This is a genomic window from Burkholderia metallica, assembly GCF_001718555.1.
Lineage (GTDB): Bacteria > Pseudomonadota > Gammaproteobacteria > Burkholderiales > Burkholderiaceae > Burkholderia > Burkholderia metallica.
On the sequence record NZ_CP013401.1, the window covers coordinates 3030073 to 3042854 of the forward strand.

Genomic DNA, 12782 nt, shown 5'->3' on the forward strand with positions numbered 1-12782 from the left:
ATTGTCGCTGCGTCGCCCCGCACGAAACCGGTGCATTGCCCGCCTGCCCGACCGTTCGGGCCTGCCCGCCGACACACCTGCCATACGGGTGCCCCGGCACGACACGCGCAAACGTTACGCTGCGACGGCATGCACCACCGCAACGCCGAGCGGGTTACAGCACGCCGCGGGCACACCCGTTGCATCGGCGCATCTCGGTAGTCGACCGCCCTTGGCAGCCGGCTGCGGAGGACTACACTAATCCTTAATGGGGTGCGGCCGGAGCCCGCGCCTTCAGGGAGACGCCGCCATGAATCGGCCGCTGAATCGTATCCTGCCGCGCGTGACCGGGCTCGCATCGGTCTGGACGTGGGTCAAGTGGTCTTTGCTTGCCGCGCTGCTGATCGCGGTGGCGATCGTCGCGCGGCTCGTGCAGACCGAGATCGAAACATCCCGGCTGCAGGCGCACTACCTGTCCGAGCTCACCCGCGACGTCGGCTACACGGTCGAGACGGGCCCGAGCGATCACATCCGCTTCCCCGCGAACGGCCCGTACGACGAGCGCCTCGGCTACGCGATGATGCCGGCGTTCCAGGAGCGGCTGCTCGCGCGCGGCTTCGTCGTCGGCAAGCAGGCGCGCGATTCGCAGCGGATGCTGTCGCTCGGCGATCGCGGCCTGTTCCTGCCATACGACGAGAAGGACCAGGCGGGGCTGAGGCTGTTCGACTCGACCGGCGCGCCGCTCTTCTCGACCGTATTCCCGCAGCGCGTCTACGCGGACTTCGACCGGGTGCCGCGCGTGATCGTCGATTCGCTGCTGTTCATCGAGGATCGCTACCTGCTCGACGCGAACGAGCCGAACCGCAACCCGGCGATCGACTGGGGGCGCTTCAGCCGCGCGGTCGCCGACCAGGCGCTGCACGTCGTCAACCGCCATCAGGCGCGCCCGGGCGGCAGCACGCTCGCCACGCAAATCGAGAAATTCCGCCATTCGCCCGAGGGCCGCACCGCGACGCCGCCCGAGAAGCTGCGGCAGATCGCGTCCGCGTCGGTGCGCGCGTACCTGAACGGCCCGCAGACGATGCCCGCGCGCCGCACCATCGTCATGCACTACCTGAACTCGGTGCCGCTCGCCGCGCGGCCGCACGTGGGTGAAATCACCGGCATCGGCGACGGCCTCGCCGCGTGGTACGGCCGCGACTTCGACGACGTGAACCGGATCCTGTCCGCGCCGACGACCGGCGACAACGTCGACGAACAGGGCAAGACGTTCCGCGAGGTGCTGTCGCTGATCATTGCGCAGCGCGCGCCGTCGTACTTCCTCAACCGCGGCTATCCGGCGCTGCAGAAGCTGACCGACAGCTATCTGCGGTTGCTGTCCAACGGCGGCGTGATCTCGCCCGCGCTGCGCGACGCCGCGCTCGCCGCGCAGATCGAACGCAGCGCGCCGCCGGCCGCCGCGCACGTGCAGTCGTTCGTGTCGCGCAAGGCCGTGACGTCCGCGCGCGCGTCGCTGCTGTCGGCGCTCGGGATCAGCGACCTGTATCAGCTCGACCAGCTGGACCTGCAGGCGACCAGCACGCTCGACAACGGCGTGCAGCAAGCGGTCGCCGAACGGCTCGCGCGGGCGTCGACGCGCGACGGCGCACAGGCAGCCGGCCTGTACGGATTCGAAATGCTCGCACCGAAGGACGATCCGTCGCACCTCACGTACAGCTTCACGCTGTACGAACGCCGCAACGGCGCGAACCTGCTGCGCGTGCAGACCGACAGCGTGAACCAGCCGTTCGACGTGAATCGCGGCGGCCGCATCAACCTCGGCTCGACCGCGAAACTGCGCACGCTGATCACCTACCTGCAGATCGTGTCCGACCTGCATGCGCGCTATGCAAACCTGTCGAACGCGGAGCTGGCCCGTGTGAAGCCCGACCCGATCGACGGGCTGTCGCGCTGGGCGCTCGACTACCTCGTGCACACGCGCGACCGCTCGCTGCAGGCGATGCTCGACGCGGCCGTCGAACGCAAGTATTCGGCGAGCCCCGACGTGTTCTACACGGGCGGCGGCGCGCAGGTGTTCTCGAATTTCGAGAAGTCGGACAACGGCCGCATCATGACGCTGCATACGGCGTTCGAGCATTCGGTCAACCTCGTGTTCGTGCGGCTGATGCGCGACATCGTCCACTACGAGACGCTGCAGGCGGCCGGCCCGTCGTCGTCGTGGCTCGGCGATCCCGCGCAGCGCCAGCATTACCTGCAGCAGTTCGTCGACGGCGAAAGCCAGGTCTACGTGAAGCGCTACTACACGCGCTATGCGGGCAAGGCGCCCGACGACGCGCTCGCGCTGATGCTGAAGGACGTGCGCAAGTCGCCGCCGAAGATCGCGACCGTGCTGCGCAGCGTCGCGCCGAACGCATCGCTCGCGTGGTTCGACGCGCAGATGCGCGCGCAGCTGAAGGGCACGCCGGCCGCGACGCTGTCCGACGACGATCTCGCGAAGCTCTACGCGAAGTACGCGATCGATCGCTTCAACCTCAACGACCGCGGCTATATCGCGAGCGTGCATCCACTCGCGCTGTGGACGCTCAACTACCTGCGCGCGCACCCGGCGGCATCGCTCGCGGACGTCCAGCGCGACAGCCGCGATGCGCGTTTCTACACGTACTCGTGGCTGTACAAGACGCGCTACCACGCGACCCAGGACCGCCGCATCCGCCGCATGGTCGAGCTGCGCGCGTACGCGGAAATCACGAAATCGTGGCGCGCGCTCGGCTACCCGTTCGCGGAAGTCACACCGTCGTACGCGGCCGCGATCGGCGCATCGGGCGACCAGCCCGACGCGCTCGCGAAACTGATCGGCCTGATCGCGAACGGCGGCCGGAAAGCGCCGACCGAGACGATCACGCGGCTCGACTTCGCGACGGGCACGCCGTACGAGACGCACTTCGTGCGCGCGGCCGCGCAGCCGCAGCCGATGCTGTCGCCCGAAATCGTCAACGTCGCGCACACGCTGCTGCGCGACGTCGTGCTCAACGGCACCGCACGCCGCCTCGCGGGCGGCTTCACGCTGCCCGACGGCAAGACGCTCGACGTGTACGGCAAGACGGGGACGGGCGACCAGCGCTTCAACGTCTATGCGCGCGGCGCGCGGCTGATCGAGTCGCGCAAGGTGAACCGCAGCGGCACGTTCGTGTTCGTGCTCGGCGACCGGTTCTTCGGGGTCCTGACGGCCACTGCGCACGAGCCGTACGCGGCGCGCTACGACTTCACGAGCGCGATGGCCGTGCAGTTGCTGAAATCGATGGCGCCGGCGCTCGCGCCGCTGGTCGAACGCCCGGCCGGCGCGCGCACCGCGGGCCCCGCCCCGCAGGCGGAAATGCCCGCGACGGGTGCCGCTGCCGCGCAACCGTCCTGACGGCCGCGCGAGCGGTCATGCGCGAACGCGCCGCTCAGTGCGAGCGACCGTCGTAGTGCGTGACCGGCAGCGCGTCGAGATCGACACCTTCCAGGCAGCGCGCATTGATCGCGGCCATCGCGTTGCCGTGCTGATCGACGCCTTCGCCGAACGCATGAATCCCGCAGCGCTTGCAGAAGCGGTGCTTGATCACGTGCTTGTTGAACATGTAGGTGGCGAGATTGTCGTCGGGCGTGAGGAGCGTCATGTGGTCGCGCGGCACGAACCACATCAGCGCGCCCTTGCGCTGGCAGATCGAGCAGTTGCACGCCATCACGCGCTGCAGGTCGCCTTCCGCCTCGAACTTCACGTCGCCGCAATGGCAGCTTCCGCGATAAAGCATGGTCGTCTCCCGTGCGGCCCGTGCGCGTCGACGGCACCCCGGCGGGATACCGTTGGCCGGGCCGATCCATGCGGGTACAGTAGCGCGCACGTGCACCGCACGCAATGTCCGGCGCCGCGCCGCCCACCCACACGCGCCGGCGCGCGTCAGGACATCTCGATCCGCGCGCGCGTCACCGCGAGCAGCGCCGCCATCGCGCGGCGCGCACCGTCCTCGTCACGCATGCGGATCGCATCGCTGACGGCCGTGTGCTCGGCGAGCGATGCGTTGTACACGTCCGCGCGGCGCGCGTTCAGGTGCAGTTGCGCCTCGAGCGTGCGATCGATCAGCGCGCCGAGCGGCACCAGCAGCTCGTTGCCGCCGGCCTCGAGCACGCTCAGGTGAAAGCGCAGGTCGGCGCGCACCCATTCGTCGACGTTGCGTGCGGCGGCCATCGCGCGCGCCGCGCCTTCGATCGCGTCGAACATTTCCGGCGTATGCATGCGCGCGGCCAGCGCGGCCGCATACGGCTCGACCATCTCGCGCATCTCCTGCAGCTTCAGCGCGAACGCGAGCGGCGGCGCGACGCGCGCGTACCAGTCGAGCAGGTCGGCGTCGAGCAGGTTCCACACGCCGCGCGGCCGCACGCGCGTGCCGATCTTCGGCCGCGATTCGACGAGCCCCTTCGACGTGAGCGTACGCAGCGCCTCGCGCATCACCGTGCGGCTCACGCCGTACATCTCCATCAGGTCGGGCTCCCTCGGCAGCAGCGACTCGGGCGGGTAGTCGCCGCGCAGGATCGCCGTGGCGAGCCGGAAGGCCGTCTGTCCATGCAGGTCGCGTCGAATGATCGTTCTCCGTTATGCCGGTGCCCGGGCGGGCCGGCTGCCCACTATCTGCACAATAATGCTATTAATACTATTTTTCTTCGGGCTGCGCTAGGATAACCGTGAAAGCACGCGACCGCGCGGCGCGCCCGATTGCCCGCGCCGGTCAACCCTGGAGACCCGCATCGTGAAAATCACCCGCCTCGAAACCTTCGTCGTCCCGCCGCGCTGGCTGTTCCTCAAGATCGAAACCGACGAAGGCATCGTCGGCTGGGGCGAGCCGGTCGTCGAAGGCCGCGCGCACACGGTCGAGGCCGCCGTGCAGGAGCTGGCCGACTACCTCGTCGGCCGCGATCCGCTGCTGATCGAGGATCACTGGCAGGTCATGTACCGCGCGGGCTTCTACCGCGGCGGCCCGATCATGATGAGCGCGATCGCGGGCGTCGACCAGGCGCTGTGGGACATCAAGGGCAAGCATCACGGCGTGCCCGTGCACGCGCTGCTCGGCGGCCAGGTGCGCGATCGCATCAAGGTGTATTCGTGGATCGGCGGCGACCGGCCGAGCGACGTCGCGAACAACGCGCGCGCGGTGGTCGAGCGCGGCTTCAAGGCCGTGAAGATGAACGGCTCCGAGGAGCTGCAGATCGTCGACACCTACGACAAGGTCGAGCAGGTGATCGCGAACGTCGCGGCCGTGCGCGACGCGGTCGGCCCGCACGTCGGGATCGGCGTCGACTTCCACGGCCGCGTGCACAAGCCGATGGCGAAGGTGCTCGCGAAAGAGCTCGACCCGTACAAGCTGATGTTCATCGAGGAGCCGGTGCTGTCGGAGAACGCCGAAGCGCTGCGCGACATCGTCAACCAGACGAACACGCCGATCGCCCTCGGCGAGCGGCTGTACTCGCGCTGGGACTTCAAGCACATCCTCGCGGGCGGCTACGTCGACATCATCCAGCCCGATGCGTCGCACGCGGGCGGCATCACCGAATGCCGCAAGATCGCGACGCTCGCGGAAAGCTACGACGTCGCGCTCGCGCTGCACTGCCCGCTCGGGCCGATCGCGCTCGCCGCGTGCCTGCAGCTCGATGCGGTCAGCTACAACGCGTTCATCCAGGAGCAGAGCCTCGGCATCCACTACAACCAGGGCAACGACCTGCTCGACTACCTGCGCAACCCCGAGGTGTTCCGCTACGAGGACGGCTTCGTCGCGATCCCGCAGGGCCCGGGGCTCGGCATCGACGTGAACGAGGAGAAGGTGCGCGAGATGGCGAAGACGGGGCACCGCTGGCGCAACCCGGTATGGCGCCACGCGGACGGCAGCGTCGCCGAGTGGTGAGCGCGACGCGCGTCGCGCCAGGAATCGAATCGACCACGGCTGCCCGACGGGCAGCCGTTTTTGCATGCGCTGCGGTACCCGGCCCACGCCGGGCGCGCGACGTGATGCGACGCGGCGCAACGCCGACGTCGCGGCGCGACCGGCCGTCAGCCGAGGGCCGCGAACCCCGGCACGCTGAACGACAGCACGGCCGCCGCGACGAACACGCCGATCATCGTCAGCGCTTCGAGATGCAGGATGTTGCGGAACGTATACGCATCCTCGGTCGACGCGGTGCGGCGCAGGCGCGGCAGCGCCGCGAAGCGGTTCAGGCCGCCGAGCACGAGCGCGAGCGCGACGAGCAGCAGCTTCAGCAGCAACACGCGCCCCCACGTGCTGCCGTCGAGCGGCGCGAGCGACCCGCCGAGCCCGCGGATCGCATTGAGCGCGCCGGTGCCGAGCATGAAGACGACCGCGACGATCGACGTGCGCGACAGTTGCTGGCCGATGCGGATCAGCGCGCCGCGCGCGACCGACGATCCGAGCGCCGGCAGCACCGCGAGCCCGCCCGCGAGCACGAGGCCGCCCCACACTGCGGTGGCGAGCAGGTGCAGCGTCTGCACGCCGACTGCCGCGGACAGCGCGCCGGTGTCGGCCGCATGGCCGAGCGACGCCTTGCCGGCGGCGACCACGATCACCGCGAGCCACAGCACCGCGTGTGCCACCGGACCCTCCGGCTTCGCGAGCGCGACGATCGCGAGCACCACGGCGCCGGCGAACGCGACGCTCCATGCGAAGCCCGCATGCGTCTGCGTCAGCATGACGGGAATCGCGGCGAACGCGCCGCCGAGCCCTGCCCCGCTCATCGTCGCGGCCTCGTAGACGAGCCAGCCGAGATCGGCGAGCACCAGCGCCAGCGCCGCCGCGACCAGCGAATGTTGCGCGCGCAGCCATGCGGGGTGCGACGGCGCGACGACCGGCCGCGCGCCGTCCTTGCCGAGCCACGCCTTGAGCAGCACCGAGCCGACCGCCATCGCGAACGCGGCGTCCATCAGCGCCGCGAGCGCGACCTGACCGATCCACAAGCTGTCGAACTTCATCGCGCGCATCCTCCCGCAAGCGGCAGGCCGGCAGTGCGGCGGCAACGGGACGGACGGCATGAGGCAGGCAACGGCACGGTAGAAAACGTCATCGATGAATCCGGAAACGGGAGAAATGACTGGATCTGCGGCGGAGGCGGCGCCGCGCGACCCGCGAGTGTAGGTCTTCGATGGTGTAAACGCACGCCGGTTCACACGGGGCCGTCGCAATGCGCGTCAAATTGTCGCAAGTCGCAAACAGACAGGAACCGGTGACCTTTCGTCAAATAGCCGTCATTACCCATCGATGATAGAATGCCGCGTCGCAGCAGCCCGGCTGTCCTGCCGTCCATGCGCCGAGCCGATCGTAGCCCGGACAAGGTCCCCGACGAATAAACATGGAGTCTCGTGTGTCTTCAAGACGCCTCTTCCGTCCGCTGCTCGCCGTTCTGATGATCGGCGGCGCGGGCCTTATGAGCGCTGCCCAAGCGCAGACCAAGCCCACGGAGCAAGCGCACGCCCAGCAGGCGCCGCTCAAGGCACCCGATACCATGGCCGAGCGCGTGCGCGGCTGTACCGCATGCCACGGCGTCCACGGCCAGGGCACGGACAACGACTACTTCCCGCGTCTGGCCGGCAAGCCGGCCGAGTACCTGTACAACCAGCTCGTCAACTTCCGTGACGGCCGGCGCAAGTACCCGCCGATGAACTACCTGCTGACGTACCTGAACGACGACTACCTGCGCGAAATCGCCGAGCACTTCTCGGCCGAACGTCCGCCGTACCCGACGCCGGCGAAGCCGTCGCTGCCGGCCGCGACGCTCGCACGCGGCAAGCAGCTCGTCACGCAGGGCGACCCGTCCCGCAAGCTGCCGGCCTGCGTGGCCTGCCACGGCGCAGGGCTGACCGGCATGCAGCCGGCGATCCCGGGCCTAGTCGGCCTGCACGCCGATTACCTGAGCGCGCAGCTCGGCGCGTGGCGCTCGGGCAACCGCCATGCGAAGGCACCCGATTGCATGCACGACATCGCGTCGAAGCTGTCCGACGAAGACGTGACGGCCGTGACCGCATGGCTCGCCGCGCAACCGGCGCCCGCCAACCCCGTGCCGGCTCCGGCGCGTTCGATGAAGACTCCGCTCGCCTGCGGCAGCGAACCGCAATAAGGCAAGGGAGACAGACACAATGAAACGCAAGTCCCTGTTTGCACTCTCGGCCGTCGCGATCGTCGCGGCAGCCGCCCTCGTGCCGGTCCTGTGGCCGGGCAACGACACGCTGCACGGCGCTTCCGCCGTCGCGGCCACGCCGGCCGACCAGGCCGCGCTGATCAAGAAGGGCGAATACCTCGCGCGCGTCGGCGACTGTATCGCGTGCCACACCGTGCGCGGCGGCAAGTCGTTCGCGGGCGGCCTGCCGATGGCGACGCCGTTCGGCACGATGTACACGCCGAACATCACGCCGGACGACAAGGACGGCATCGGCAAGTGGACGTCGGACGACTTCTACCGCGCGATGCACACCGGCCGTTCGAAGGACGGCAGCCTGCTGTACCCGGGCTTCCCGTTCGCGAGCTACACGAAGGTCACGCGCGCGGATTCGGACGCGATCTACGCGTACCTGCGCTCGGTCGCGCCGGTGTCGGTGCCGAGCCGTCCGCACGAACTGAAGTTCCCGTTCAACAACCGCAACCTGCTGATCGGCTGGCGTACGCTGTTCTTCAAGGAAGGCGAATACAAGCCGGATCCGACCAAGTCGGTCGAATGGAACCGCGGCGCGTACCTCGTCGAAGGTCTCGGCCACTGCTCGATGTGCCACACGTCGATCAACATGATGGGCGGCCCGGTGAGCTCGGCGGCCTTCGCGGGCGGCCTGATCCCGCTGCAGAACTGGTATGCGCCGTCGCTGACGAACGACAAGGAACTCGGCCTCGGCGACTGGCACGTGCAGGAGCTGTCCGACCTGCTGCAAGCCGGCGTGTCGAACAAGGGCGCGGTGTTCGGCCCGATGGCGGACGTCGTGCACAACAGCCTGCAGTACATGACCGACGAAGATACGCGCGCGATGTCGACGTACCTGAAGTCGATCCCGCAGAAGGCTGAAGCGCCGAAGAACATGCAGTACGAGCCGTCGAAGCAGTTCGGCAACGCGCTGTTCGACCAGGGCAAGAAGATCTACGCGGACAACTGCGCGACCTGCCACGCCGAAACCGGCGCAGGCAAGCCGCCGGCCTATCCGCCGCTCGCGGGCAACCATTCGATCCTGATGGAATCGGCAGTCAACCCGATCCGCATGGTGCTGAACGGTGGCTATCCGCCGAGCACGTTCAAGAATCCGCGTCCGTACGGGATGCCGCCGTTCGCACAGTCGTTGTCGAACCAGGAGGTTGCGGCGGTCGTCACGTATATCCGTATGTCGTGGGGCAACAACGGTACGCCGATCTCGCCGCAACAGGTGAGCGACCTGCGTTCCGCGCCGCTCGACTAAGAAGCGGCTCACACAAACGGGGCGCGGCTGCGGGAAACCGCGGCCGCGCCCTTTTGCTTTTTGGCTGTTTTGCGATGTCGCATCCCGCGCGGGCCGCGCGAGACGTCGCCGATCATAAAACTCAAGAGTGGTATCTATGTCTTTCGAATCTCTCGGCCTGGCCGAACCGCTGGTCAAGGCGGTCAACGAGCTCGGCTACACGTCGCCGACTCCGATCCAGCAGCAGGCGATCCCGGCCGTCCTCGGCGGCGGCGACCTGCTCGCCGGCGCGCAAACCGGCACCGGCAAGACCGCCGGCTTCACGCTGCCGATCCTGCAGCGCCTGCACACGTTCTACGCCGAGCATCGCGGCGCGAAGCGCGCGGTGCGTGCACTGATCCTCACGCCGACGCGCGAGCTCGCCGCGCAGGTCGAGGAAAGCGTGCGTGCGTACAGCAAGTACCTGAAGCTGCGCTCGACCGTGATGTTCGGCGGCGTCAGCATCAATCCGCAGATCGATGCGCTCAAGCGCGGCGTCGACATCGTCGTCGCGACGCCGGGCCGCCTGCTCGACCACATGCAGCAGAAGACCATCGACCTGTCGGATCTCGACATCCTCGTGCTCGACGAAGCCGACCGGATGCTCGACATGGGCTTCATTCACGACATCAAGCGCGTGCTCGCGAAGCTGCCGCCGCAGCGCCAGAACCTGCTGTTCTCGGCCACGTTCTCCGACGAGATCAAGGCGCTCGCCGACAGCCTGCTCGACTCGCCCGCGCTGATCGAAGTCGCACGCCGCAACACGACCGCCGAAAGCGTCGCGCAGAAGATCCACCCGGTCGACCGCGACCGCAAGCGCGAACTGCTCACGCACCTGATCCGCGAGCACAACTGGTTCCAGGTGCTCGTGTTCACGCGCACCAAGCACGGCGCGAACCGGCTTGCCGAACAGCTGACGAAGGACGGCATCAGCGCGATGGCGATCCACGGCAACAAGAGCCAGTCGGCCCGCACGCGCGCGCTGGCGGAATTCAAGAACAGCACGCTGCAGGTGCTCGTCGCAACCGACATCGCCGCACGCGGGATCGACATCGACCAGTTGCCGCACGTCGTCAACTTCGACCTGCCGAACGTGCCGGAAGACTACGTGCACCGGATCGGCCGCACGGGCCGCGCGGGCGCGACCGGCGAAGCCGTGTCGCTCGTGTGCGTCGACGAGAAGCAGCTGCTGCGCGACATCGAGCGGCTGATCAAGCGCGAAATTCCGCAGGAAGTGATCGCGGGCTTCGAACCCGATCCGAACGCGAAGCCGGAGCCGATCCAGCAGCGCCGCGGGCAGCAGCCGCGCGGTGGCAATGGTGGCGGCGGCGGTGGCAACCGCCAGCCGCGTGCCGGCGGCTCAGGCCAGCCGGCCGCGAAGCGCGACGGCAACGCACAACCGAAGGCGTCGCAGAAGGCCGCGAAGCCGCGCACGCAAGGTAACGCCGGCGGCGGCGGTGCACGCCCGGCCGGCGGCGGCAACGGCGCGCGCCCGGCGAACGGCAATGCCGCGCACCCGAACCGCAACCGTTCGTCGCGCAGCGGCCAGCGCGGTCACTGAAGCCGCGCGGCCGCGCGCCGCAGGTGCTCGACCTGGCGTTGCCAGCGCGCGAGCACCGCGGCGCGGTCCCCTTCCAGCGTGAACGTGACGCCCGTCGCGAGACGCGCATAGCCGACCCGCTGCGCATCGCCGTGCGCGACCGTCGCAGCGAATCCGGCCAGGCCGCCGAAATCGCCTTCGAGCGGCGTCATCTTCAATTGCGCCTGAAAGAACGCCCCGTCGGCGACGAGCGTCAACGCGGCCGTGCGGCGCTGCGCGATTGCGCGCGCCGCGCGCGACTGCGGCCAGAGCGCCAGCAGCAGCGTATGCGCATCGTGTGCGTAGATCTCGCCGACGCCGAGCAGCGTGGTACGCAACTGGCCGTCGTCGGTCGCGACGATCAGCGACGCGGCGATATCGGCATGGCGCTCGAGTGCGGTGCCGTCGAACAGCGCGACGACGGCAGGGGGCCACGCGTCGAACGTCCATTGTTCGAGCGCGTGGCGATGGGTATCGGTCATGATGGCGTGGCCCCGATGAAAAGCGGACGAAGATGCCGCAGCATACGCGCGACGGGCCGCGCCGCGGCGCTCAGCGCAGGAACACGTGCCGCGTGATCTTCGTGAGCGGATAGTGGACGCCCGGCTGGATCTTCGCGGGCAGATCGAGCGGCTTGAGCAGCATCTTCACGCACATGTCGGCCGACAGGTTGCGCCGCACGAGCTTGCTGATGCGCGCGGCGCGCTCGCGGTTGTACTGGCTGTCGCCGATACGGTCCGGATAGCGAATCGCGAACACGTGGCGCAGCGCGATCTCGGAATCCTCGTTCTTGATTTCCATCACGCGGCGTGCGAGCGCGCCGAGCACCGCGAGCCGGCCGTTGCCTTCGAGCTGGTTGTACTTCTTGAAGAACTTGAAGAAGTGCTTGTAGTGACGCACTTCGTCCGTGCGGATGTTGTCGGTGATTTCCTTCAGCACGGGCTCGTCCGAGCATTCGTTGATCGCGCGATAGAGCGTGGCCGTGCCCGTCTCGACGACGCAGCGGGCGACCATCTCGAGCGCACGGGTCTTCTCGAACGCCTCGACCTTGCAGGTCTGCGAATATTCGGCGAAGAAATTCGCGAAGGCCGTATCCCAGTCGAACTCCGGCCACACGTGCGCGATGTACGCCTTCAGCGCGCGCCCGTGCTGCAATTCTTCGTGCTCCCATGCATTGTTCAGCCATGCGGAGACTTCCGGATCGTCGTTGAAGAACTGGCTCAGATTGCTCGTGTAGAGATCCGAGCCGCTTTCGATGAACGACGATGCGCACAGCAGCAACAACAGATCCTCGTTCGCGGCGGCACGCTGACGATCGATCCGGTTCAGGTCGATGTCCTCGATTCGCCACGGCATCACATGCGTCGTATTCGTGTCCATGGTGGTGCGCTCCCAGTCGTCGCGCGGGGGCCGGCCCATGCCTTCGGCACAGGCGCCGACCGACCCGCTGGCGGCGTTTTACTTGCGTTTATAGTGGATTGGTCCGGCCGAACCATGCTGGCATCTTAGCCGGACTTTGCCGTTCGTGCTCCCAAGCACTGACCATACCCGACAGGCGCAGTTCCGCGACGTCCGTTGCCGCTCGTTAGACGAGTCCTTCAAACCGCTTGCGCCCGTACGACGACGCGGCCCGCGGCAAACGAAACGGGCGGCCGTTCGGCCGCCCGCGAAGCGTGCAATGCAGGCCGGCGAAAGCCGGCGGCAACCGATCGAAAACCGGTCGGAAACCCG

10 protein-coding genes are annotated in these 12782 nt (G+C 68.2%); 5 read left to right on the forward strand and 5 right to left on the reverse strand.

Annotated elements, in window-relative coordinates; all coding sequences use genetic code 11:
• The first annotated feature begins 289 nt into the window (after positions 1-289).
• Entirely contained in the window at positions 290-3391 is a 3102-nt protein-coding gene (locus WJ16_RS13690) for a transglycosylase domain-containing protein (protein WP_069257514.1), read from the forward strand.
• Positions 3392-3425: 34 nt separating this feature from the next.
• Here the strand turns inward: WJ16_RS13690 and WJ16_RS13695 are convergent, their stop codons facing one another.
• Both WJ16_RS13695 and WJ16_RS13700 read right to left on the reverse strand, forming a co-directional pair.
• Complete coding sequence (locus WJ16_RS13695; RefSeq protein WP_069257515.1) at positions 3426-3773, reverse strand: GFA family protein; 348 nt, start codon at positions 3771-3773, stop codon at positions 3426-3428.
• A 146-nt stretch (positions 3774-3919) separates the two neighbouring features.
• Positions 3920-4552: a FadR/GntR family transcriptional regulator gene (locus WJ16_RS13700; RefSeq protein ID WP_236858217.1), complete on the reverse strand. Its 633-nt coding sequence runs from the start codon at positions 4550-4552 to the stop codon at positions 3920-3922.
• Between the two features lie 214 nt (positions 4553-4766).
• Between WJ16_RS13700 and dgoD the strand changes: the two genes are divergently transcribed.
• Positions 4767-5915: a galactonate dehydratase gene (gene dgoD, locus WJ16_RS13705; RefSeq protein ID WP_021160175.1), complete on the forward strand. Its 1149-nt coding sequence runs from the start codon at positions 4767-4769 to the stop codon at positions 5913-5915.
• A 146-nt stretch (positions 5916-6061) separates the two neighbouring features.
• On the opposite strand, the gene WJ16_RS13710 is transcribed toward dgoD, so the two are convergent.
• Positions 6062-6994: a CopD family protein gene (locus WJ16_RS13710; RefSeq protein WP_069258063.1), complete on the reverse strand. Its 933-nt coding sequence runs from the start codon at positions 6992-6994 to the stop codon at positions 6062-6064.
• A 377-nt stretch (positions 6995-7371) separates the two neighbouring features.
• On the opposite strand from WJ16_RS13710, the gene WJ16_RS13715 reads away from it, so the two are divergent.
• The 3 genes from WJ16_RS13715 (at position 7372) to WJ16_RS13725 (ending at position 11033) form a co-directional block, all read left to right on the forward strand.
• The gene (locus tag WJ16_RS13715; protein WP_069257517.1) at positions 7372-8136 is read left to right on the forward strand and encodes a c-type cytochrome; all 765 of its coding nucleotides are present in this window, start codon (positions 7372-7374) and stop codon (positions 8134-8136) included.
• 19 nt (positions 8137-8155) lie between these two features.
• Positions 8156-9454, forward strand: coding sequence for a c-type cytochrome (locus WJ16_RS13720; RefSeq protein WP_069257518.1), 1299 nt, complete (start codon positions 8156-8158; stop codon positions 9452-9454).
• Positions 9455-9590: 136 nt separating this feature from the next.
• The gene (locus WJ16_RS13725; protein WP_069257519.1) at positions 9591-11033 is read left to right on the forward strand and encodes a DEAD/DEAH box helicase; all 1443 of its coding nucleotides are present in this window, start codon (positions 9591-9593) and stop codon (positions 11031-11033) included.
• Here WJ16_RS13725 and WJ16_RS13730 read toward each other — a convergent pair.
• Positions 11027-11533 (reverse strand): hypothetical protein, encoded by a 507-nt coding sequence (locus WJ16_RS13730; RefSeq protein ID WP_069257520.1) that lies wholly within the window; start codon positions 11531-11533, stop codon positions 11027-11029. The two genes, WJ16_RS13725 and WJ16_RS13730, sit on opposite strands and share 7 nt — an antisense overlap.
• A gap of 70 nt (positions 11534-11603) precedes the next feature.
• Complete coding sequence (locus WJ16_RS13735) at positions 11604-12431, reverse strand: ferritin-like domain-containing protein (protein ID WP_069258064.1); 828 nt, start codon at positions 12429-12431, stop codon at positions 11604-11606.
• Between the last annotated feature and the right edge of the window lie 351 nt (positions 12432-12782).